General features: G+C 69.6%; 18 protein-coding genes. 8 read left to right on the top strand and 10 right to left on the bottom strand.

All coding sequences use genetic code 11. The features are described from left to right. Positions 1 to 2: 2 nt before the first annotated feature. Both mazG and ACFQQC_RS13560 read left to right on the top strand, forming a co-directional pair. Positions 3 to 803: a nucleoside triphosphate pyrophosphohydrolase gene (mazG, locus tag ACFQQC_RS13565; RefSeq protein WP_376862961.1), complete on the top strand. Its 801-nt coding sequence runs from the start codon at positions 3 to 5 to the stop codon at positions 801 to 803. Then, positions 800 to 1,348 (top strand): DUF1643 domain-containing protein, encoded by a 549-nt coding sequence (locus tag ACFQQC_RS13560; protein ID WP_376862960.1) that lies wholly within the window; start codon positions 800 to 802, stop codon positions 1,346 to 1,348. The genes mazG and ACFQQC_RS13560 overlap by 4 nt, the downstream gene beginning before the upstream one ends. Here the strand turns inward: ACFQQC_RS13560 and ACFQQC_RS13555 are convergent. The 3 genes from ACFQQC_RS13555 to hfq all read right to left on the bottom strand — a co-directional run bounded on the left by ACFQQC_RS13555 (position 1,345) and on the right by hfq (position 5,017). Then, positions 1,345 to 2,982, bottom strand: a complete 1,638-nt coding sequence (locus ACFQQC_RS13555) for a Na+/H+ antiporter (protein ID WP_376862959.1) — start codon at positions 2,980 to 2,982, stop codon at positions 1,345 to 1,347. The genes ACFQQC_RS13560 and ACFQQC_RS13555 overlap by 4 nt on opposite strands. A 203-nt stretch (positions 2,983 to 3,185) precedes the next feature. Next, on the bottom strand, positions 3,186 to 4,487 hold the full coding sequence (gene hflX / locus ACFQQC_RS13550; protein WP_376863235.1) for a GTPase HflX: 1,302 nt from the start codon (positions 4,485 to 4,487) through the stop codon (positions 3,186 to 3,188). Positions 4,488 to 4,771: 284 nt separating this feature from the next. Next, on the bottom strand, positions 4,772 to 5,017 hold the full coding sequence (gene hfq / locus ACFQQC_RS13545) for an RNA chaperone Hfq (protein ID WP_131249128.1): 246 nt from the start codon (positions 5,015 to 5,017) through the stop codon (positions 4,772 to 4,774). Positions 5,018 to 5,214: 197 nt separating this feature from the next. Between hfq and ACFQQC_RS13540 the strand changes: the two genes are divergently transcribed. Then, positions 5,215 to 5,613 (top strand): hypothetical protein, encoded by a 399-nt coding sequence (locus tag ACFQQC_RS13540; RefSeq protein WP_376862958.1) that lies wholly within the window; start codon positions 5,215 to 5,217, stop codon positions 5,611 to 5,613. Between the two features lie 11 nt (positions 5,614 to 5,624). Here ACFQQC_RS13540 and ACFQQC_RS13535 read toward each other — a convergent pair whose 3' ends face one another. The 4 genes from ACFQQC_RS13535 to dusB are packed head-to-tail and all read right to left on the bottom strand — an operon-like array spanning position 5,625 to position 11,248. Next, a complete protein-coding gene (locus tag ACFQQC_RS13535; protein WP_376862957.1) occupies positions 5,625 to 6,488 on the bottom strand; it encodes a D-amino-acid transaminase in 864 nt (287 codons plus the stop codon). Next, complete coding sequence (locus ACFQQC_RS13530) at positions 6,485 to 7,900, bottom strand: sigma-54-dependent transcriptional regulator (RefSeq protein WP_376862956.1); 1,416 nt, start codon at positions 7,898 to 7,900, stop codon at positions 6,485 to 6,487. Before ACFQQC_RS13530 ends, ACFQQC_RS13535 begins: the two co-directional genes overlap by 4 nt. A 10-nt stretch (positions 7,901 to 7,910) precedes the next feature. Continuing rightward, positions 7,911 to 10,199: an ATP-binding protein gene (locus ACFQQC_RS13525; protein WP_376862955.1), complete on the bottom strand. Its 2,289-nt coding sequence runs from the start codon at positions 10,197 to 10,199 to the stop codon at positions 7,911 to 7,913. Then, positions 10,196 to 11,248, bottom strand: coding sequence for a tRNA dihydrouridine synthase DusB (gene dusB / locus ACFQQC_RS13520; RefSeq protein ID WP_376863234.1), 1,053 nt, complete (start codon positions 11,246 to 11,248; stop codon positions 10,196 to 10,198). Before dusB ends, ACFQQC_RS13525 begins: the two co-directional genes overlap by 4 nt. 64 nt (positions 11,249 to 11,312) lie before the next feature. On the opposite strand from dusB, the gene ACFQQC_RS13515 reads away from it, so the two are divergent. Further along, positions 11,313 to 12,470, top strand: coding sequence for a bifunctional 2-C-methyl-D-erythritol 4-phosphate cytidylyltransferase/2-C-methyl-D-erythritol 2,4-cyclodiphosphate synthase (locus ACFQQC_RS13515; RefSeq protein WP_376862954.1), 1,158 nt, complete (start codon positions 11,313 to 11,315; stop codon positions 12,468 to 12,470). Positions 12,471 to 12,476: 6 nt separating this feature from the next. Here the strand turns inward: ACFQQC_RS13515 and ACFQQC_RS13510 are convergent, their stop codons facing one another. Continuing rightward, on the bottom strand, positions 12,477 to 14,774 hold the full coding sequence (locus ACFQQC_RS13510) for a fused MFS/spermidine synthase (protein WP_376862953.1): 2,298 nt from the start codon (positions 14,772 to 14,774) through the stop codon (positions 12,477 to 12,479). 75 nt (positions 14,775 to 14,849) lie between these two features. Between ACFQQC_RS13510 and ACFQQC_RS13505 the strand changes: the two genes are divergently transcribed. Together ACFQQC_RS13505 and ACFQQC_RS13500 are read left to right on the top strand one after the other, a co-directional pair. Next, positions 14,850 to 15,341, top strand: a complete 492-nt coding sequence (locus ACFQQC_RS13505; protein ID WP_376862952.1) for a CinA family protein — start codon at positions 14,850 to 14,852, stop codon at positions 15,339 to 15,341. Further along, positions 15,338 to 15,571, top strand: coding sequence for a sulfurtransferase TusA family protein (locus ACFQQC_RS13500; protein ID WP_376862951.1), 234 nt, complete (start codon positions 15,338 to 15,340; stop codon positions 15,569 to 15,571). Before ACFQQC_RS13505 ends, ACFQQC_RS13500 begins: the two co-directional genes overlap by 4 nt. Here ACFQQC_RS13500 and ACFQQC_RS13495 read toward each other — a convergent pair. After that, a complete protein-coding gene (locus ACFQQC_RS13495; protein WP_376862949.1) occupies positions 15,534 to 16,478 on the bottom strand; it encodes a YihY/virulence factor BrkB family protein in 945 nt (314 codons plus the stop codon). The two genes, ACFQQC_RS13500 and ACFQQC_RS13495, sit on opposite strands and share 38 nt — an antisense overlap. 182 nt (positions 16,479 to 16,660) lie before the next feature. Between ACFQQC_RS13495 and ACFQQC_RS13490 the strand changes: the two genes are divergently transcribed. Beyond that, positions 16,661 to 17,980 (top strand): diguanylate cyclase domain-containing protein, encoded by a 1,320-nt coding sequence (locus tag ACFQQC_RS13490; protein WP_376862947.1) that lies wholly within the window; start codon positions 16,661 to 16,663, stop codon positions 17,978 to 17,980. Beyond that, on the top strand, positions 17,980 to 18,375 hold the full coding sequence (locus tag ACFQQC_RS13485) for a lysozyme inhibitor LprI family protein (RefSeq protein ID WP_376862946.1): 396 nt from the start codon (positions 17,980 to 17,982) through the stop codon (positions 18,373 to 18,375). Before ACFQQC_RS13490 ends, ACFQQC_RS13485 begins: the two co-directional genes overlap by 1 nt. 9 nt (positions 18,376 to 18,384) lie before the next feature. Here ACFQQC_RS13485 and mfd read toward each other — a convergent pair whose 3' ends face one another. Next, positions 18,385 to 21,828 (bottom strand): transcription-repair coupling factor, encoded by a 3,444-nt coding sequence (gene mfd / locus ACFQQC_RS13480; RefSeq protein ID WP_376862945.1) that lies wholly within the window; start codon positions 21,826 to 21,828, stop codon positions 18,385 to 18,387. Between the last annotated feature and the right edge of the window lie 5 nt (positions 21,829 to 21,833).

Here is a 21,833-nt window from a genome sequence, read left to right as displayed (position 1 = left end):
CCATGACCACCCCCATCGACCGCCTGAACGCCATCATGGCCCGGCTGCGCGCCCCCGTGGGCGGCTGCCCCTGGGACGTGGAGCAGACCTTCGAGACCATCGCCCCCTACACCCTTGAGGAGGCCTATGAGGTCGCCGACGCCATCGAGCGCAAGGACTGGACCGAGCTGAAGTCCGAGCTGGGCGACCTGCTGTTCCAGGTCGTCTTCCACGCCCGCATGGCCGAGGAGCAGGGTCTGTTCGTCTTCGACGACGTGGCCAACGCCATCGCCGACAAGCTGGAGCGCCGTCACCCGCACGTCTTCCCAAAAGACGGGCAACTCGAGGCCGCCAAGGCGGACGGCGTGGCCCAGAAGGCCCGCTGGGAGGATATCAAGGCGGCCGAGCGCGCGGCCAAGGCCCAGCATGGCGTGCTGGACGACGTGCCCGTCGGCCTGCCCGCCCTCGCCCGCGCCGCCAAGCTGACCAAGCGCGCCGCCCGCGTCGGCTTCGACTGGCCCTCGACCGACGAGGTCTTCGACAAGCTGCACGAGGAGGTCGCCGAGCTGCGGGCCGAAATCGCCGCGGGCGATCTGGACAAGGCCAAGGGCGAGGTCGGGGACCTGCTGTTCGTCGTGGCCAACCTGGCCCGCAAGCTGGGGGTCGAGCCCGAAGACGCCCTGAGGGGCTCGAACGCCAAATTCGTGCGCCGCTTCGGCTTCATCGAGGCCGAGCTGGCCAAGGCGGGCAAGACGCCGGAGCAGTCTGACCTCGCCGAGATGGACGGCCTGTGGAACGCGGCCAAGGCGGCGGAGCGGGCATGACCGCGGACAAGCATGATCCGGGCGGCAAGGTCCGGCTGGCCCTGATGCCGGGCGTCAACGGCGACGCGACCTTCAGCGACGACGGCCGCTATCGTCAACTGATGCGGCGCTGGGTGGGAGAGACCTTCCCCGAGCGCTACGTCCTGTTCATCGGCATGAACCCCTCGACGGCCGACGCCACGGTCAACGACCCGACCTGCGCCCGGGAGTGGACCTTCGCCCAGCGCGAGGGCTTCGACGCCATGGTCAAGGCCAATGTCGGCGACTACCGGGCGACCGACCCGAAGATGCTCCTTGCTCCCGGCGTGGAGGCCTCCTCCCCCGACAACCTGCCCGCCATCCGCGAGGCGGCGGCCGGGGCCGGGCTGGTGGTCCTGTGCCACGGCAAGCTGAACAAGGCGCTGGCCCCGGCGGGCCGGGCCCTGATCGAGGCCCTGCGCGAGGACGGCGTGCCCCTCTGGTGCCTCGGGACCAATGGCGACGGCAGCCCCAAACACCCGCTGTATCTGCGGGCGGACACGCCGCTCAGGCCGTACGAAGCCTAGCTGTACCTCAGCTCCTGCAGGTCGATCTCGCGGATCAGCTTCTTGGCCGTGACCTCGTCGATCTCGCGGCTGCGGGCGAGGCGGCGGAGTTCGTCGCGTTCGGCGTTCAGGCCGACGAGGCGCAGCTGGCGCTCGACCGCGTCGCCGAGACGGGCGGCCTCGACGTCGTCCTCGTCGGTGCGGGTGCGGCTCTCGATGCGGTGGCGGTAGATCTCCATCAGGCGGCTGGCGACGTCGCTGTAGAGGTCCGGGTTCGACTTGCCCTCGGCCATGTCGTGGGAGGCGTCCTCGATGGCCATGAGGGCCGCTTGCGCCGCCGTGACGCGCCCGTGGTCCTCCTCGCGCTGGTGCGAGGGTTCGGGCGGCAGTTCGACGCCCTTCAGCAGTCTGGGCAGGGCGACGGTCGCCACGACCAGTGAGACGATGATCACCGAGGCGGCGAGGAAGATGGCCAGCGTCCGGGCGGGCATGGGCGTGCCGTCATCCAGCGCGAAGGGCACGGTCAGGATACCGGCGAGGGTGATGGCTCCGCGCACTCCCGCCAGCGACATGACGGCGGTCAGGCGCAGGCCGACCTTGGGCGGCGGGCCCTTCTGGCGCTTGCGGAACAGGGTCAGGCGCAGGGAGGTCCACACCCAGATGAAGCGGAGCGCCGCCAGCGCCGCGAAGGTGGCCGCCACATAGACCGCCAGCCACCAGACCTCGGGCCGGCTGGTGCCGGCCACGATCTCGGCCGAACGCGACAGGATCGACGGCATCTGCTGGCCGAGGATGACGAAGATCAGGCCGTTGGCGACGAACTGGACCGTGTCCCAGACGACGGCCCGGCGGATGCGGGTCATGGCCAGCGACTGGCCCCGCGCCCCGCCCCGCTCGGTGAAGCTCATGGTGATGCCTGCGGCGACGGCGGCCAGGATGCCCGAGGCGTGAAGCTCTTCAGCCACCAGATAGGCGGCGAAGGGGATCAGCAGGCTGATCAGGATCTGGGCGCCGACGTCCTCGCCCCAGCGACGGCTGATCCAGCCCTTCGCCGCGCTGATCGCCAGTGTGACCCCCACGCCCGCCGCCACCCCGGCCAGCGCCAGCCACAGGAAGCTGCCGATCGCCTGCGTCAGGACGAAGGTCCCGGTCGAGGCAGCGACGATGGCCAGTCGCATGGCGGTCAGGCCGGTGGCGTCGTTCAGCAGGGACTCGCCCTCAAGGATGTGCATCAGCCGCTTGGGGATCGGGGCGCGGGCGGCGATGGCCTGCACCGCGATGGGATCAGTCGGCGACAGGATGGCGGCGAGCGCGAAGGCCACGGCCAGCGGCATCTCGGGGATCATCCACCACAGCAGGAAGCCCAGGCCGATGACGGTGAAGATCACCAGCCCCAGCGCCAGCTCGAGGATGATGGCCCGGTCGCGGACCAGCGCCTCCTTGGGGATGCGCCAGCCGTCGAGGAACAGCAGCGGCGGCAGGAACAGCAGGAAGAAGATGTCCGGCTCGAGGTCCACCGCCTTGCCGGTGATCAGCACAATCCCGGCCCCCAGCGCGATCTGCACCAGCGGCAGGGCGATGCGGGTGATGCGGGCGATCGAGCCCGACACGACCACGGCCAAAAGCAGGAACAGGGTGGTCTCGATCAGATGCATCCCGGCCCTTCCGGCGAGTCAGAATTTTTTGGAGTGCACATAGTGCACAAATTGGATCGAAGCCGTTGAAAACACTCAAACCGACCGTGCACAAAAGTGCACTTTCGAGTGGCCTTTTGTGCATTCCGGAGGTTCAGCGAGCGCTTTCGCCTCCTGACGCATCCGCATCATGACATGCGGATGCGTCAAAACTGGACGTACAGTCAGCCGAACTGTCGCTCGTATCGGCCCAGCGCCGCCGGGTGCAGGCGAACGGTGACGTGGGTACGGCCCGCGTCGTCCGTCTCGCGGCCCGTGACCCGACCGTTGGCGTAGAGCCAGGCCAGGGCCTCGCCCTGATGCGGTTCGAGGGTGAAGTCGCTTTCCGGGTCGTCGTCGATCAGGCCGGCGATGGTCTCGCGCAGGGGATCGATCCCCTCCCCGGTCCATGCGGACACCGCCACAGCCTTGCCTTGCGCCCGCAGGCGTTCGGCGTGGCCGAGAGTGGCGTCGCGGGCCTCGTCGTCCAGCAGGTCGATCTTGTTCCAGACCTCCAGCACGCGACGGGTCTTGCCCTCGACGGCGGGGATCTGCTCCAGCACCGCCTCGACGTCCTTGGCTTGGGCGTCGGAATCCGGGCTCGCGATGTCGCGCACGTGCAGGATCAGGTCGGCCTCGCCCACCTCCTCCAGCGTGGCGCGGAAGCTTTCGACCAGTTCGTGCGGCAGGTCGGAGATGAAGCCGACGGTGTCCGCGACGATGGCCGGGCGGCCCTGCGGCAGGCGGATGGTGCGCTGGGTGGTGTCCAGCGTCGCGAACAGCAGGTCCTTGGCGAAGACCTCCGAGCCCGTCAGCCGGTTGAACAGGGTCGATTTGCCGGCGTTGGTGTAGCCGACCAGCGCCACCGTCGGAAACGGCACCTTCTGGCGGGCCTTGCGATGCAGGCCGCGGGTGCGGCGCACCTCCTCCAGCTCGGCCTTCAGGCGGACGATGCGGTCGGCGATCAGGCGGCGGTCGATTTCGATCTGGGTTTCACCCGGACCGCCGGTCGAGCCGGTGCCGCCGCGCTGGCGCTCAAGGTGGGTCCAGGTGCGGACCAGACGCGACCGCTCATAGTCGAGCCGCGCCAGCTCGACCTGCAGGCGGCCTTCCTTGGTGCGGGCCCGGCGGCCGAAGATTTCGAGGATCAGGCCGGTGCGGTCGATGACCTTGCACTCCCACGCCTTCTCCAGATTGCGTTGCTGGACGGGGGTCAGCTGGTCGTCGACGACGACGGCCTCCGCCTCGGCCGCGCGCACGAGGGCGGCCAGTTCCTCGACCTTGCCCGAGCCGAACAGGGTGGCGGGCGTGGTCTTGCGCACGCGCACGATTTCCTCGGCGCGCACATCGAGGTCCAGCGCGGCGGCCAGACCCACGGCTTCCTGCAGACGCTCCTCCGCCAGCCGGGGGCTGTCGGAACGTCCGTCAGGATGAATGACGACCGCCCGGATGAGCGGCACGGAATGGTCGATAAGCTTGGTGGTCAGAAGGGTGTCTCGAAGTGGTGAGTGGTGCTGTGAGAGCCATTAGATAGGAAGTCACCGGCCTTCAGACTACCTCTCCTTCTTTCGTCATCCTCCGGCGAGCGCCCGCGCATGCGGGTGCGCGACCGGGGGACCCAGCGGCGCCGCGAAGGCGGCGAAACACTGAAGATCGAAAGTTGAAACGCTGGCGCTCCCGACAGCTTCGCGCTCGCGCGCGCCGCTGGGTCCCCCGGTCTGCGCCGCTACGCGGCTTGCCGGAGGATGACGAAAGCGGGGTGCGTCCGAGATCAGTCCTCGTCGGCGTCCGGCTCGTACAGCTGGACCGGGGCCGAGGGCATGATGGTCGAGATGGCGTGCTTGTAGACCAGCTGGGACTGGCCATCGCGGCGCAGCAGCACACAGAAGTTGTCGAACCAGGTCACGATGCCCTGCAGCTTGACCCCGTTGACCAGGAAGATGGTCAGCGGCGTCTTGGTCTTGCGGACCGAGTTGAGGAAGGTGTCCTGAAGGTTTTGACGCTTGTCTTGCGACATGGCGGGTAGTTCCCGTTCTTGATTGTTCTCCGGCCGGAGGAGCGGCGCGGGACCGGTCGGCGCCGGTCCGACTACCTTAACGGCCCGAACGCGGGGGGCAACCGGGAATGCCTGTCACACGCACAGGATTGCGACGAGGATGCAAATCAGCACAGGTTGCCCCACAGGAATCAAACCCGCTTTCGTTGAACCACTCCATGTCCCAAGTCCCGAACACCGTGGCGATCGGCGCGATGCTGCTGTTGTGTCTGTCCGGCGCGGCCGCGCCGCAGGACTGGACCATCGCCGCCCCGCCGCCCGGGACAGTCGCCCTTCCGGCGCTGGTGGCCCGCGACCTGCCGACGATCAGCGGCGGTCAGGTGAAGGTCTGCATGCAGGCGGGGACGAGGCCTCAGACCTATACCCTGATCAGCCGGGGATGCTGGAACGATGCGGACACCTGCACCGCATTCGTTGGCGTCCCGAGCCACGACGATATCCGGCTTATGGAGTACGACGCCTCCAACCCGCCGGTCGTCGTGACCACGGACGATATCTGCACTGTCCCCGGGCGTTCGACAAACGGGGTGCTGGGCGCCGCTCCACGCCACCCCTGACGCAATGCGGTCTAAACCGCGTCCCGCGTCCCCCGTTCGATGTAGAGCTGGCGCAGACGGGTCGCGACCGGGCCGGGCTTGCCGTCGCCGATCTTCACCCCGTCGATGGAGACGGCGGGCATGACGAAGGCGCCGGCGGCGGTGAAGAAGGCCTCCTTGGCGCGCTGGGCCTCCTCGACCGTGAAGGCCCGCTCCTCCAGTTCGATGCCCTCCTCCTTGAGGATGTCGAGCAGGGTCGTGCGGGTGCAGCCGCGCAGGATGTTGGCCTGGGTGTCGCGGGTCCGCAGCTTGCCGTGCTCGTCGATGATCCAGGCGTTGGTCGAGGAACCCTCGGTCACCAGCCCCATGTCATCGACCATCCACGCCTCATAGGCGCCCCGATCCTTGGCGTGCTGCTTGGCCAGCACATTGGCCAGCAGGCCCACCGTCTTGATGTCGCAACGGCCCCAGCGAATGTCCGGCGTCGTGACCACGGCCACGCCGTTGGCGGCGGTGGCGTCGGTCTTCATCGGGCTGATCGACTTCGAGGTGATGACCACGCTGGGCGGCGTGCCCTCGGGCGGGAACGGGTGATCCCGGCGTGACGTGCCGCGCGTGACCTGCAGATAGACGATGCCGTTCTTCACCCGGTTGCGCCGGATGGTTTCGCGCAGCACGGCAGTCAGGGCTTCCCGCGACATGGGAATGTCGATGCGCAGCTCGTTCAGGCTGCGGTGCAGGCGGGTCATGTGGCCGTCGAAATCGGCCATGCGCCCGTCGAAGACGGACCAGACCTCATAGACCCCGTCGGCGAACTGGAAGCCCCGGTCCTCGATATGAACGCTGGCCTGACCGTGCGGGACGTACTGGCCGTTGACGTAGGCGACGCGGCTCATTCCTCGACGGGTCCTTCTTCCTCATCCTCGCCGCCGCGCGACGGCGAGACGCCCAGAGACTTCAGTTTGCGGTGAAGCGCCGAGCGCTCCATGCCGATGAAGGCGGCGGTGCGGCTGATATTGCCGCCGAAGCGCATGATCTGGGCGGCCAGATACTCCCGCTCGAACACCTCCCGCGCCTCGCGCAGCGGCAGGGCGATGATGCGCTCGGCGCCCAGGGCGGTGCTGGACCCGGCGTTGGTCGCCTCCTGCGGCAGGGCGTCGGCGCCGATCGGATCGTTGATATCGCCGGTGGCCAGGATCAGCAGCCGCTCGACGTTGTTGCGCAGCTGGCGGACGTTGCCCGGCCAGGGATGGACCTGCAGCACGGCGATGGCGTCGTCGCCCAGACGGCGGCGCGGCAGCCCCTGGGACGAGGCCAGGCTCTCGATGAAGTAGTCGACCAGCTCCTGGATGTCCTCGCGCCGCTCGGCCAGGGCCGGGACGCGGATCGGCACCACGTTCAGGCGGTGGAACAGATCCTCGCGGAACCGCCCCTCGGCGATCTCCTGCTTGAGGTCGCGGGAGGTCGAGGTGACCACGCGCACATCGACCTGCACGTCCTGTTCCCCGCCGACGCGGCGGAACCGCTGCTCGACCAGCACGCGCAGGACGCGGCTCTGGCTTTCGCGCGGCATGTCCCCGACGTCGTCCAGATACAGGGTGCCGCCGTGGGCGCGCTCGAACACGCCGATCTTGCGCGGGCGACCGTCGCCGCCCTCCTCGCCGAACAGTTCGACGTCGAGGCGCTCGGGCGTCATGCCGGCGGCGGCGATGGCCACGAACTCACCGCGCGCGCGGGCGCTGGCGTCGTGGATCTGGCGGGCGACCAGTTCCTTGCCCGAGCCGGGCGGGCCCGAGATCAGGACACGGCTGTTGGCCGGGGCGACCTTGGCGATGGTGCTGCGCAGGGCCTGGGCGGCGGCCGACTTGCCGATCAGACCGGTCGGCACGGCGACCTGGGCGCGCAGGCGGCGGTTCTCGCGCTTCAGGGCCGAGGCCTCCAGCGCGCGCTGGACCACCACCACCAGCCGGTCCGACTTGAACGGCTTTTCGATGAAGTCATAGGCGCCGCGCTGAAGCGCGCTGACGGCGGTTTCGATATTGCCGTGGCCCGAGATCATCACGACCGGCAGGTCCGGATCCAGCTCCTTGATGACGTCCAGAAGCTCCAGCCCGTCCAGCCCGCCGCCCTGCATCCAGATGTCCAGCAGGGCCAGCGACGGACGCCGGGCGCGGATCGCGGCCATGGCCTCGTCGGAGTTGGAGGCCACGCGCACGGCGTGTCCCTCGTCCTCGAGCAGGCCCGAGACCAGTTCGCGGATGTCGGCCTCGTCGTCGACGACCAGGATGTCGGCTCCGGTGGATCGCATATCGCCTCGCTTACTCGGCCGCCGCGACGGAGCCGCCGGACGCCTTGGCGTCCCGCGATCCGGCCGGGGCCTTCACTGGGGATTTGAGGGGGAAGATCAGGCACACGCGCGCGCCGGACAGGGTCTCGGCGTCGGCCAGCTTCAGCTCGCCGCCGTGTTCCTCGCAGATGCGCTTGACGATGGCCAGGCCGAGGCCCGTGCCCTTCTCGCGCGTGGTCACATAGGGCTCCGTCAGGCGGTCGCGGTCGCGCGCCGGCAGGCCCGGACCGTCGTCCTCGATGACGAAGGTGGCGACAGTGTCCTCGACCGTCAGACGAGCCGAGATGCCGGGGGCGTCGCCGTCGCCGGGCCGGGGACTGGCCTCGCGCCGGGCGGCCACGGCCTCTCCGGCGTTCTTCAGGATGTTGGTCAGGGCCTGGCCGATCATCTGGCGGTCGGCGTGGATGGTGACCTTGGGCAGGGGCTCCTGCAGGGCCACGTCGATATCCGGCGCCGCGACACGCTGGGCGAAGGCCGCCTCGCGCAGCAGCTCCGCCGGATTGACCGCGGTGAAGCGCGGCGCGGGCATGCGGGCGAAGGAGGAGAACTCGTCGACCATGCGGCCGATGTCGCCGACCTGGCGAATGATGGTCTCGGTGCAGCGGTCAAAGACCTCGACGTCCTCCTCGACCATCTTGCGATAACGGCGACGCAGGCGTTCGGCGGACAGCTGGATGGGCGTCAGCGGGTTCTTGATCTCATGGGCGATGCGGCGGGCGACGTCGCGCCAGGCGGCGTTGCGCTGGGCGGTGACCAGACGGGTGATGTCGTCGAAGGTCAGGACCATCTCGCCGCCGAACCCGCCCTCGATCCGCACGCGCAGGCGGCGGGTCTCGCCGTCGGTGCTGACGTCGATCTCTTCCTCGATATGGGCCTCGGCGCGACGGGCCAGCTCGCTCAGCTCCGGCGAGACCTCACCCAGCGGACGGCCGATGATGTCCTCGTCGGCGATGCCCAGCAGCTCCACGGCGCTGTCGTTGATCGCCGAAACCCGGCGGCGGCGGTCCACGCCGATCACGCCGGCCGACACGCCGGACAGCACGGTCTCGATGAAGCGCGAGCGTTCGACCGCGTCCTCGCTGGCCGCGCGCAGGGCCGCCTGCTGGGCCTCCAGGTCTCCGGTCATGCGGTTGAAGGCCGCGGACAGGGTCTTGATCTCGCCCGGCCCGTCCTCGCCGTCCACGCGCGCCGACAGGTCGCCGCCGGCCACGGCGTCCGCCGCGACGACCAGACGCCCGATCGGCGCCGAGATGGAGTTGGCCGCCGACATGCCCAGCCAGACGGCGCCGACCAGCACCAGCAGGGCGGTCTCGAAATAGCTGAGGGCGAAGACCGCCTGGATCCGGGCGCGGCTGTCCTCGGCCTCCTTGTAGGCGACGATGGACTCGCGGGCCGAGGCCAGCTGGCCGATCAGGCCCGGTTGCAGCGGGCGCACCAGATAGAGGTAGGCGTCGCCATAGGCCGGGAAGGCCACCACGCCGCGGATGGCGTCCGGCCCCTCGGTGACCTGCTGCACCGACGGCTGCTCCTGCGCCTGCGCCTCCTCCAGCGCCTCGCGCGACGGGGCGACATAGGGCGGGGCGTTGGGCCCCTCGCCGCTGGCCAGCACCTCGCCGTTCTCGTCGAGGATATAGACGGCCGGATAGCCGAACAGCTGACCGACCTGGCTGAGGGCGTCGGAAAACTGGATGCGATTGTTCAGCAGCGGGCGAATGCCCTCCAGCTGTTCGGCGATGACCCCGATGTCGGAATCCAGCTCGGTCGAGACGTCGCTGGTGTAGGCCCGGCCGATGGCGGCGCCGTTGTCGACGGCGGCCTGGACGTTGTCGCTGAACCACTGGTCCACGCCCCGGTTGACCAGCACGCCGAACACCAGGGCGATCAGCACCGATGGCACCAGCGCCACGGACGAAAACAGGATCACGAATCGCAGATGCAGGCGGGCGCCCGCATCGCCGCGCCGACGCACCAGACCGAACGCCCGCCGACCGACGACCACCGCCAGCCCGCCGATCAACAGCAGATTGGCGATGAGGATCAGCAGCATGGCCTGGCTGACCGTGGCCCTTGTGCCCTCCCCGGCCACGCCGGGCGCGACGGCGACCAGCCAGATGGCGGCGATGTTGGTAACCAGCGCCACGGCGAAGGCGATCAGGAAGGCGTTGCGACGTTGCGTCTCCGACCAGCCGGCGAACCAGCGCGCCGGTCCGCGAGGCGCGGGCGGTGCGGGTTGAACGTCGGCGGCGGGTGTGTCCGTCATGCCGCTCCAGCTTTGACCAGCTGTGGCGCGATATCAACAGCTGAGTTGCAGGAATGCGGCAGGTGCGACCACAGCTCAGCGAGCGCCGCCTCGACCTGCTCCGGCGTCTCGAGACGACACAGCCGGCTCTTGGCCGCCCGACGCTCCAGAGGGTCGGCGGGCCAGGGCGCCTGTTCGACGTACCAGCCCAGATGCTTGCGGAACATCTTCAGCCCCAGCGGCAGGCCGTAGAAGGCGACCGAGGCCCGCAGATGTTCGATGACGATGGCCAGCCGCTCTTCCCGGTCCGGCTCCCGCAGCACCGTCCCGTCGGCCAGGGCCCGCTCCAGATGCGCCGCCAGCCACGGGCGCCCATAGACGCCGCGCCCCAGCATCAGGGCGTCAGCGCCCGACTGGCGCAGCGCCTCGCGCGCATCGTCCGCAGTCAGGATGTCGCCGTTGACCACGACCGGAATGGACACGGCGGCCTTCACATCGGCCACGGCGGTCCAGTCGGCCTTGCCCGTATAGAACTGCTGGCGCGTGCGGCCGTGCACGGTGACGGCCTTCACCCCGATCTCTTCCGCCCGTCTGGCGATCAGCGGCGCGTTGCGGCTGGCGTCGTCCCAGCCGAGGCGCATCTTGACCGTGACCGGGCGGGTGGTGGCGTTCACCGCCGCCTCGATCAGCCGGCAGGCCAGATCCGGCGTCCGCATCAGGGCCGAGCCGCAGGCGGCCCCGGTGACTTCCTTGGCCGGGCAGCCGAAATTCAGGTCGACGATGTCCGCGCCCGCCTTCTCGGCCATGCGCGCGCCCTCGGCCATCGCCTCCGGATCGCGACCGACCAGCTGGATCACGGTCAGGGGAAGGCCCTCGCCGACGGCGGCGCGGCGCACGACGTCGGGACGGGCCCGGGCCAGCTCGGCGGCGGCGACCATCTCGGTGGCGACATAGGCTGCGCCCAGCCGTGAGGCGAGCAGCCGGAACGGCAGATCGGTGATCCCGGTCATGGGCGCGGTCAGCACCCGTCCGGGCACCCACACGTCACCAATCTGAAGGCCTGCGCTCATCCGCCCCTTACCGCCGTTCGAACCGCTCTCGTCAAGCATGACGGCGGCGATTAGAAGGCCGGACATGACTTCCGCCCTCCCCCCCTTCGCCGCCGTCATCGTCGCCGCCGGTTCCGGATCCCGCTCCGGCGGGGCCAAGCAGTGGCGTTTGCTGGGCGGCAAGCCGGTGGTCCGCTGGTCCGTCGAGGCCCTGCTGAAGGCAGGGGCGGAGGATGTGGTGGTCGTCGTCGCGCCGGGTGCAGAGGCCAAGGCTGCGACCGCGCTGGACGGCCTGACCGGCTGGCGCGCCGTCGCCGGGGGCGCGACGCGGGCCGAGTCGGTGCAGGCCGGTCTGGCGGCGCTGGGCGGCCCGGATAATCGCCCCGTGCTGGTGCATGACGCCGCCCGCCCCTTCCTGTCCGCCGCGGTGATCGCTCGCTGCGTCGAGGCCCTGTCCGACGCCGACGGCGCCCTGCCTGCCCTGCCGGTCGCCGACAGCCTGCGCCGCGCCGTGGACGGCATGGTGGCGGGGTCGGTTGAGCGCGAGGCCCTGTGGCGCGCCCAGACCCCGCAGGCCTTCCGCCTGAAGACCCTGACCGACGCTTACGCAAACTGGCCGTCAGACGAAGCCGCCACCGACGAGGCCACCGTGGTCGAACGCGCCGGCGGCCGCGTAAGGATCGTCGAGGGCGACGCCCGCCTGATGAAGCTGACCTATCCCGAGGATTTCGCCATGGCCGAGGCCCTGATCCCCCGCACCGTCCGCATCGGCCAGGGCTATGACGTGCACCGCTGGGGCCCCGGAACGTCTGTGTGGCTGTGCGGGCTGGAAATCCCGCACGACCAGACCCTGATCGGCCATTCGGACGCTGACGCGGGCCTGCACGCCCTGACCGACGCCATCCTGGGCGCCATCGGCGAAGGCGACATCGGCGACCACTTCCCGCCCACCGACGATAAATGGAAGGGCGCGCCGTCCGACCTGTTCCTGAAGCACGCCGCCGGTCTGGTGACCGCGCGCGGCGGCCGCATCTCGAACGTCGACGTGACCCTGATCTGCGAGCGGCCCAAGGTGAAGCCGCACCGTCAGGCCATGCGCGAGCGGCTGGCGGAGATCCTCGACATCCCGCTGGACGCCGTCAGCGTGAAGGCGACCACCAGCGAGGGCCTCGGCTTCACCGGCCGCGGCGAGGGCCTGGCGGCCCAGGCCGTCGCCACGGTCGAACTGCCCGCCCGCCCCTGAGCCCCGTTAGAGCGGACGTTCCGCCGGCGGGAACTGGCTGCGCCAAAGGGCGCCGAACAGGTTCACATAGTCATCGGTCCACGGCCGCACCGAGGTTTCGGCCGCCGTCCGCCAGCGCCTGTCACGGGCGAAATCCGCCAGCCCCTCGGCCGTCGGCGACAGCACGACCGCCTCGGTGGAGGCCTCGGCCATCGACGGCATGTCCCCGCTCTCGATGTAGAGCTGGTGCAGCGCCGGCACGCCCAGTTCCTGCGCCGCCGCGAGGGTCGGCAGGGTGATGTCGAGGTTGCGGTTCGACAGGTGCAGCAGCACCACGCCGTTCGGCTTCAGCAGCTTCAGATAGCCCTGGATCGCCTCGATGGTCAGCAGGTGGGTCGGCACCGCGTCCGACGAGAAGGCGTCGATGATCAGCAGGTCATAGCTGCGGGCCGGTTGCTGGTTCAGCGTCAGGCGGGCGTCGCCCAGCACCGTCTCGATCGGACCCTCGGCGCATTCGGAGATGTAGCTGAACCATTTCGGATCGCGGGCCAGACGATCCACCATCGGATCGATCTCGAAGAAGGTCATGCGGTCGCCGGCGCGCTTGTAGGCCGCCATGGCGCCCGAGCCCTGCCCCACCACGCCGATATTGGCCGCGGGTCCGCGTCCACGCACCATCAGGGCGGACTGACCGATGGGCGTGTTGACGTTGTAATAGAGGGTGGGCGCGCACTGGTTCTGCCCCTGCTGCGCCTGCGCCCCGTGCAGGGTCGTGCCGTGCATCATCACATGGACATCGCCGCCCATGCGGACATCCGGGACGTTGGCGATCCGCATCACGCCGAAGAAGCTGCGCTCGGAATGGCTCCAGTCATAGCCCCGCGCGATCCACTGCGACGACAGGGCGACCATCACCAGGATGCCGGTGAAGACCAGGGCGCGATCCCGCGCCAGGAAGGCGCAGATGGCCGCGGGCACCAGCATGACCATCGCCAGTTGGGCCATGCCGAGCGGGAACATGCTGTGGAAGGTCGCCCGGGCGGAATCGTTGGAGTCCAGCCACAGCGACAGCAGCACGGGCGATGCCGCCACGGCGGCCGCCGCCACGATCGTGCCGATATACTGGCCGTCCAGCCGCCCCTTGCCCCACGGCCGCAGCAGGCCGACGAGCACCAGCACCAGCGGATACTCCCACACCATGTTGAAGATCATCGGCGCGACCAGCGCCGTGAAGGCGCCCCCGACCACGCCGCCCAGCGACATCAGCAGGTAGAACTCGGTCAGCCGATCCGGCGCGGGCCGCCGCGCCGCCATCAGCTGGTGGCACATCAGGGTCGTGAAGAAGAAGGCGATGATGTTGACGCCGAACGCCATCCCCCAGTTGGCCGAGCGGAAGGCCACCAGCAGCACGCACAGCGCGCCCACCGCCGCCTGGATGATCAGGGTGTATTGCAGCGGGATCCACGGCCGGTTCTGGAAGGCGATGACGAAGGTCAGCAGATAGAGCGCCAGCGGGATGACCCACAGGAAGGGCGCCGAGGCCACGTCCGTCGACAGGTGGGTGGTGACGCCCAGCATCAGGCTGGACGGCGCCGCCGCCAGCAGGATCAGGATGCCCTTTTCCTTCCAGGCGATGGGGGCGCTCTTCTCCAGCGGCGCGGGCTCGGCCGACCGGTCCAGACGGCGGCTCCACACCACCATCGCCAGGGCCACCACAAGCAGGACGAAGACGCCGTAGCCGCCGGTCCAGCCCCAACGCTGGCCGGACAGGGTGGTCAGCGGCTCGATCAGGATCGGATAGGACAGAAGGGCCAGGAAGCTGCCGAGGTTCGAGGCCGCATAGAGGACATAGGGGTTCTTGCCGTCCGGATGACCGGCGCGGACGCGGGCGTACCAGGCCTGCAGCAGGGGCGCGGTGGCCGACAGCACGGCGAAGGGCGCGCCGACCGACAGGGTCAGGGTCGCCAGCAGCCACCAGATCGGCGCCGACGGGTTCGGATCGCCCAGCCAGCCGTTGATGTGCAGCGGCAGGAACAGGGCCGCCGCCGCCAGCAGGGCCAGATGGATGCCGACCTGCAGCTTGATCGACCCGACCTTCTGCACCGCGTGGGCATAGCCGTAGCCGGCCAGCAGCGCCGTCTGGAAGAAGACCATCGAGGTGTTCCAGACCGAGGGCGAACCGCCCAGCATCGGCAGGACCAGCTTGGTCACCATCGGCTGGACCACGAAGACCAGCGACGCCGATGTGAAGATGGCGATGGCGAACAGGAGCGGGGTCAGGCGATCGGCCGGCGGCGTCGCCGTGTCGATGGTGGTGTCGCTCATGCCCGCCCCGTATGCTGCCGTCCGAATGACGCCCGGTCAGCCTAGACCGACTCGCCGCCCCCTCGGAAAGCCCCGATGTTCCCCGAAGATATCCAGACCCTCGCTAAACAGATCATTACGCAGGCGACGGCCAAGGGCCTGATGGTCGCCACCGCCGAGAGCTGCACGGGCGGACTGGTGGCCGGCGCCCTGACCGACGTGGCCGGTTCCTCGGCGGTCGTGGACCGGGGTTTCGTCACCTACAGCAATGCCGCGAAGACCGCGCTGGTGGGCGTTTCGGTCGATCTGCTGGCCGCGCACGGGGCCGTCTCCGAGCCGGTCGCGCGGGCCATGGCCGAGGGCGCCGTCGCCCGCTCGGACGCCGCGGTGTCAGTGGCGATCACCGGCATCGCCGGACCGGGCGGCGGATCGGACGACAAGCCGGTGGGGCTGGTTCACTTCGCCGCAGCCGGACCGGCGGGCGTCGTCCATGCCGAGCACCGTTTCGGCGACATCGGCCGCGAACAGGTGCGGCTGGCCAGCGTGAAGGTGGCGCTGGAGATGCTGCTGGACCGGATCGGCGCATGACCGTCATCGACGCGCGCGGCCATCGGTGCCCGACGCCCAGCCTGAAGCTTCAGAAGGCCTTCCGCGCCTCGGGACCAAACGAACAGCTGACCCTGCTGGCGACCGATCCGATGGCCCGGATCGACGTGCCCTTCCTGATGCGGGATCTGGGCGGCGAGGTCATCTCGATCAGCGAGGCCGATGGCGTCCTGACTATCGTGGTCGCGACGCCCGACGCTCCGACAGGCTGACCACGGTCTTGTCCGTTTCGCCGTCCGGCGTCGCGGGCGCGGCGTCCGCCGCTTCCATCTCGCGGGCCGCGATCTCCATCTCGGTGGTGAAGGCGCCGCCGTAGAAGATGGCGTTGACGTTCCACGACAGCCAGATGAGCAGCACCACCACGGCGCCGACCGAGCCGTAGGTCGCGCCCAGCGGGGCGATCTGCTCGACATAGATGGCGCAAAGCCATGATGAGATGGTCGACATCACCGTCGCCACCAGCCCGCCAGCGATGGACGGGATCCACGCCACCGGCGTCGTGTGGGACATGGCGTAGCGGTAGAGCATGGTCAGGCCGATCGCGAGACCGAGTGCCGGAGCGAGACCGTCCAGCGAAAGCCCGCCGGCGGCGGCGACCTCTCCGGGGCCGGTGTGCTCCAGCAGGCGCGCGGTGACCACGGCGCCGGACACCACCGTGAACAGGGCGAAGGCGAACAGGGCGACGAAGAAGGCCAGCAGATTGAATTTGAAGAAGCCGTGCGGCTCGGTTTCGTCGTGGATCAGGTTCAGCCCCGCCAGCAGGGCCTTGAAGCCGCGGTGCGCCGCGTAGCCGCCGATGACGAGGGCGAAGAAGCTCTGGGCCGAGACGGTGCTGGCCGAGGCGTTGGCCAGCCGCTCGATCTCCTGCTGGAAGATGGCGCGGGCCGCGTGGGGCATGACGTCGGCCAGGGCCGCCGCCTGCTCGCTGACCTGCCCGATGGACAGGACGACCTTGTAGAAGCCGATCAGGATAGCGATGGCCGGAAACACGGCCAGCAGGGCGAAGAAGGAGACGCCGCCCGTATAGAGCATCACGTCACGGCCCCAGCTGCGCGCGAAGGCCCGGACAGCCAGACGCCCCCACAGCTTCGGCGCCGCCCAACGCATCGCCGCGCCCATTTCAGATCCTGACTGCAAACCCGTACCCGTAGCCGCCCAAGGCCGCAGGTTTACTCCAATTCGCCCGCATGGGAACCGGGCAGGAATTTCCGCTGTCCCGCCCGTTGCTTCCGAACGGCGGTCATCGCTATGGTCCGCCCGAACGACCGCCCGGGGGTAGGGCGATCCGGAGTGTCCGTCCTTTGCCAATTGATCCGCGCATTCTGGTCGTCGCCCCGGATGACGACCTGATCGGCCCCCTGTGTCAGGGGCTGGACGCGCTCGGCTGGCGCACGGTCACCGCCCGGTCGCTGGCCGGCGCCGTGCAGGTGCTGATCGACTGGCCGCTGGAGGCGGTGATTCTCGACGGCAGCCTGCCCGAGGCCGAGGAAGGCGTGCGGGCCATGCGCCAGACCGTTTCCCCGCGCCGGCTTCCGGTCATGGCCATCGGTCCGGCGACCGCCGACTGGGACGCGGACCTGGCCGACATCGCCATGTCCGCCCCGCCGCACGCCGCCCAGGCCGCCATCCGGCTGGAGAATCTGGTCCGCACCGCCATCGCCGAGGAAGAGGTCAGCCTGCGCGAGGCCACCTTCGCGGCGCGCGGCGAGCCCCTGACCACGCCCGAGGTCGAGACCGCCCCCCTACGTGTGCTGGCGGCGGGCAAGCCGGACCGGCATTTCCTGGCCCTGTCCAACGCCCTGACCGCCCTGGACTGCGAGGTCGTGGCCGCGCCGACGCCCTATACCGCCTTCGACTATCTGCATGAGCGCGCCTTCGACGCCGCCGTCCTGTGGGGCGCCGAGGACCATGCCCCGGCCCTGTCCATCGCCTCGGGCATGAAGCGGAACACGCGGCTCTATCATGTGCCGGCGATCCTCTATCTGCGGGGCGCTGGCGAGATCAATCTGGCCGAACTGTACAACCGCGGCTTCGCCGATGTGGCCGCCGCCGACACGCCGGAGGAAGAAACCGCCCGCCGCGTCGTCGCCCTCGCGCGCGCCCATCGCCGCCATGTCGCCATCCGACGGGCGCTGGAGAGCGCGCGCGGCTCCGGCCTGACCGATCCGGCCACCGGCCTGTTCACCCCCGAACTGTTCGCCAGCCATCTGGCCCGCGTGGCCGAAGGCGCCCGTCTGCGCCGTCGTCCCCTGTCGGTCGCCGTGCTGCGCGTCGCCGAGACCGAGGCCGTGACCGCCGCGCGTGAAGGCGGCTGGCTGGATCGCGCCCTGCCCCAGATCGGCGCCATGGTCTCGCGCCTGATCCGCACCGAGGACACCGCCGCCCGTCTGTCGGCGGACGTCTTCGCCCTCGCCCTGCCCGCCACCCGCAGCGCGGCCGCGCGCATCGCCGCCGACCGCATCGCCGCCGTCATCAGCTGCACCGCCTTCGACGCCGGCCCCGACCGCTCGCCCTTCGTGGTCGAGTTCGAGGTCGGCGTGGCCGAGGTTATGCCCGGCGAGTCACCCGCCGTGGTGCTGGAGCGCGCCTCGGCGGACGTGGGCGTGTCGGAGAAGCGCTGATGCCGGCTCTGGCCACCCTGCTGTTCGGGGCCGCCCTGATGCAGGAGAAATCCAACCTCAGCGCCGCCTACGACGCGTGCATGGCCCGGGCCGGTGGCGTCACGGTGGAGATTCGGACCTGCACTTCGCAGGAGCACGGGCGTCAGGATAGCCGGCTCAATGCGACCTACCGCGAGCTGATGCGAGGCCTGCCGGAAGACCGCCGTGCAGGCCTCCGCGACGCGCAGCGCGCCTGGATCGCTTTCCGGGAAGCCGAGTGCAACTACCGCGGCGAACAGGAGGGCGGCGGCACCCTCCAGGCCGTAATCATCGACAGCTGCTGGCTCAGCTTCACCGCCGAGCGCGCCGACCAGTTGCAGCACGCTCTGGAGTTCGAGCGCGAATACGGGGAGTGACCCCCGTCATCACGCCGCCCCGGCCACCCGCGCCAGATCGGTGGTGATCCGCTCGGCGACCTTCAGGCGGTCTTCCGGCGTGTCCCAGTCGCCCTTCACGACGATCTTCTGATCGGGCCGGATCTTCCAGAAGGCGTGGTTCTTCTGGATCAGACCGACCAGTCCGACCGGGTTCGGGAAGGTATTGTCCCTCAGCGTCAGGACCGCGCCCTTGGGCCCCACGTCGATGCGCTCGATGTGGGCGGTCTTGCAGTTGGCCTTGATGCCGACGATCCGCAGCAGCTGTTTCGCCTCGTCCGGCAGCGGACCAAAGCGGTCGATCAGTTCGGCGGCCAGAGCCTCGCGGCTTTCGTTGTTCTCGGCGTCCGACAGGCGGCGATACAGGCTCAGACGAACGTTGAGGTCCGGGACGTAATCCTCTGGAATCAAAACGGCCGCGCCGACATTGATGGCCGGGGACCAGCCGCGATCGACCATCCCGCCCTCGCCCGCCTGGCGCAGTTCGGCGACGGCGTCCTCCAGCATCTGCTGGTACAGTTCGACGCCCACTTCGCGGATATGGCCCGACTGTTCGTCGCCCAGCAGGTTGCCGCCGCCGCGCTGGTCGAGGTCGTGGCTGGCCAGCTGGAAGCCGGCGCCCAGATTGTCCAGCGACTGCAGCACCTGCAGACGCCGCTCGGACGACAGGGACAGGGGCTTGGTCGCATCGGTGGTCAGATAGGCGAAGGCCCGCGCCTTGGCCCGTCCGATCCGCCCCCGAATCTGGTGCAGCTGGGCCAGGCCAAACATGTCCGCCCTGTGCACGATCAAGGTGTTGGCCGTCGGAACATCAAGCCCGGACTCAACAATGGTCGTCGACAGCAGCAGGTCGTAGCTGCCGTCGTAGAAGGCGCTCATCACGTCTTCCAGCTGGGTCGGCGTCATCTGGCCGTGCCCGACCACGAACTTGATCTCGGGCACCTGCTCGCGCAGGAATTTCTCGATGTCCGGCAGGTCGTTCAGGCGCGGCACGACATAGTAGGCCTGTCCGCCGCGATATTTCTCGCGCAGCAGGGCCTCGCGCACCAGCACCGGATCCCACGGGGTGACATAGGTCCGCACCGCCAGACGATCGACCGGCGGGGTGGCGATGATCGACATCTCGCGAATGCCCGACAGGGCCATCTGCAGGGTGCGCGGGATCGGGGTCGCGGTCAGGGTCAGCAGGTGCACGTCGGCGCGCAGCGACTTGAGCTTCTCCTTGTGCTTGACCCCGAAATGCTGCTCCTCGTCAACGATGACGAGGCCCAGGTCCTTGAACCCGACCTGCTCGCTCAGCACCGCATGGGTGCCGACGACGATCTCGAACGTCCCATCCTTCAGGCCCGCGCGCGCCTCGGCGGCGTCCTTGGCGGTGACCATGCGCGACAGGTGTCGGACGGTGATCGGCCAGCCGGCGAAGCGCTCCGAGAAGGTCTTGAAATGCTGGCGGGCCAGCAGGGTCGTCGGACAGACCACAGCCACCTGCTGACCGCTCATGGCGACAACGAAGGCGGCGCGCAGGGCCACCTCGGTCTTGCCGAAGCCGACATCGCCGCAGATCAGGCGATCCATCGGCGTGCCCTTGCCCAGATCCTCCAGCACATCGCCGATGGCGTTCAGCTGGTCGTCCGTCTCCTCATAGGGGAAGCGGGCGCAGAATTCGTCGAACAGCCCCTGCGGCGGGGTGATGGCGTCCGATGTCCGCAGCGAGCGTTTGGCGGCCAGCGCGATCAGCCCCTCGGCCATGTCGCGCAGACGCTGCTTGGCCTTGGCCTTGCGCGCCTGCCAGCCCGCGCCGCCCAGCCGGTCCAGTTGCACCCCGTCGGCGTCCGTGCCGTAGCGGGTCAGCAGGTCGATGTTCTCGACAGGCAGGTAGAGCTTGCTCTCGCCCGCGTACATCAGCTCCAGACAGTCGTGCGGCGCGTCCTGGATCTCGAGCGTCTTCAGCCCGTCGTAACGGCCGATGCCGTGATCCAGGTGGACGACCAGATCGCCGGCGGTCAGGGCCGAGGCCTCGGCGAGGAAGTTCGACGCCCGGCGCTTCTTGCGCGGCCGCGCCAGCCGGTCGCCGAGGATGTCGGTCTCGGAAATGACCGCCAGACCGTCCGTTTCAAAGCCGTGCTCGACCGGCAGGACGCCGCGCAGGAACAGGCCTTCCGGGGCCTTCTGCACATCGGCCCAGTCGCGCACGGCGACCACATGCTCGAGCCCGTGATCCGACAGCATGGCCGCCAGACGCTCCGACGAGCCCTCGGTCCAGGACGCGAACAGGACGCGCTTGCCCGCCGACTTCAGGCTCTGGGCGTGGTTGGCCACCGCCTCGAACAGATTGACGCTGTCCTGCGACCGCTCGGCGGTGAAGGCGCGCCCCAGACGCCCGCCCGCATCCTCGCCGCTCCCGGCAAAGGGCGACAGGCGGCGCACGGCGCGGCCCGCCAGCGCGCTGTTCCAGTCCGCTTCCGGCAGATAGAGGCGCTCGGGTGGCAGGGCCCGGTTGGCCGCCCCGCCCTTGGTCCGGGACGCGTCGCGACGCGCTTCATAGGCGTCGGCGGTCAGGGTCCAGCGCTCGGCCCGCGCGGCCTCGGCCTGGTTGTCGAGGAAGACCGGCGCCTGGTCCGGCAGATAGTCGAACAGGGTCTCCAGCCGGTCGTAGAGCAGCGGCAGCCAGTGCTCCATGCCCTGACGGCGCGCACCCTCGCTGACGGCGGCGTACAGCGGATCATCACCGCCCGCGCCGAACAGATTCAGATAGCCGGTGCGGAAGCGGGAAATGCCCTCCGGCGTCAGCAGGGCCTCGGACACCGGCGCCAGCGAGATGGAGCGCATCTGGCCGGTCGAGCGCTGGGTCGCCGGGTCGAAGGTGCGGATCGTCTCCAGCTCCGAGCCGAACATGTCCAGACGCACCGGCTCCTCGAAGCCCGGCGGGAAGACGTCGATGACGCCGCCGCGCACGGCGAACTCGCCCCGCTCCGACACGGTCGAGGCCCGGACATAGCCGTTGGCCGCGAAATAGCGCTCCAGCGCCGCCGTATCGAGATCGAGGCCGACGGTGGTCTCGAAGCCCGCGCCGCAGGTGATCTCACGCGGCGGGGTGCGCTGGGTGGCGGCCGCGACGGTCGTCACCACCAGCATGGGGCGGCTGTCGCCGGCCTCGCGGCAGGCCAGCTTGGTCAGGGCCGCCATCCGCTCGGCCGAAACCGAGGCCGTCGGGCTCAGCCGGTCATAGGGCAGACAGTCCCACGCCGGAAACTCAAGCACTTCAATGTCATTGGCGAAGAAGCGGAACGCCTGGGCGAACTCGCCCATGCGGGCGTAGTCGCGCGCCACGAAGACGCCGAGGCCGCCCGCGGCGCGCAGCCGCTCGGCGACGGTCAGGGCGTCCAGCCCCTCCGGCGCGCCGCCCAGTTCCTGATCGCCGCGTTGCGGGGTCATCGCAT

This window comes from Brevundimonas sp. GCM10030266 (genome assembly GCF_042666595.1).
Lineage (GTDB): Bacteria > Pseudomonadota > Alphaproteobacteria > Caulobacterales > Caulobacteraceae > Brevundimonas.
The sequence above is the reverse complement of the archived record's forward strand: the minus strand, read 5'-3'. Positions and strand labels throughout refer to the sequence as shown.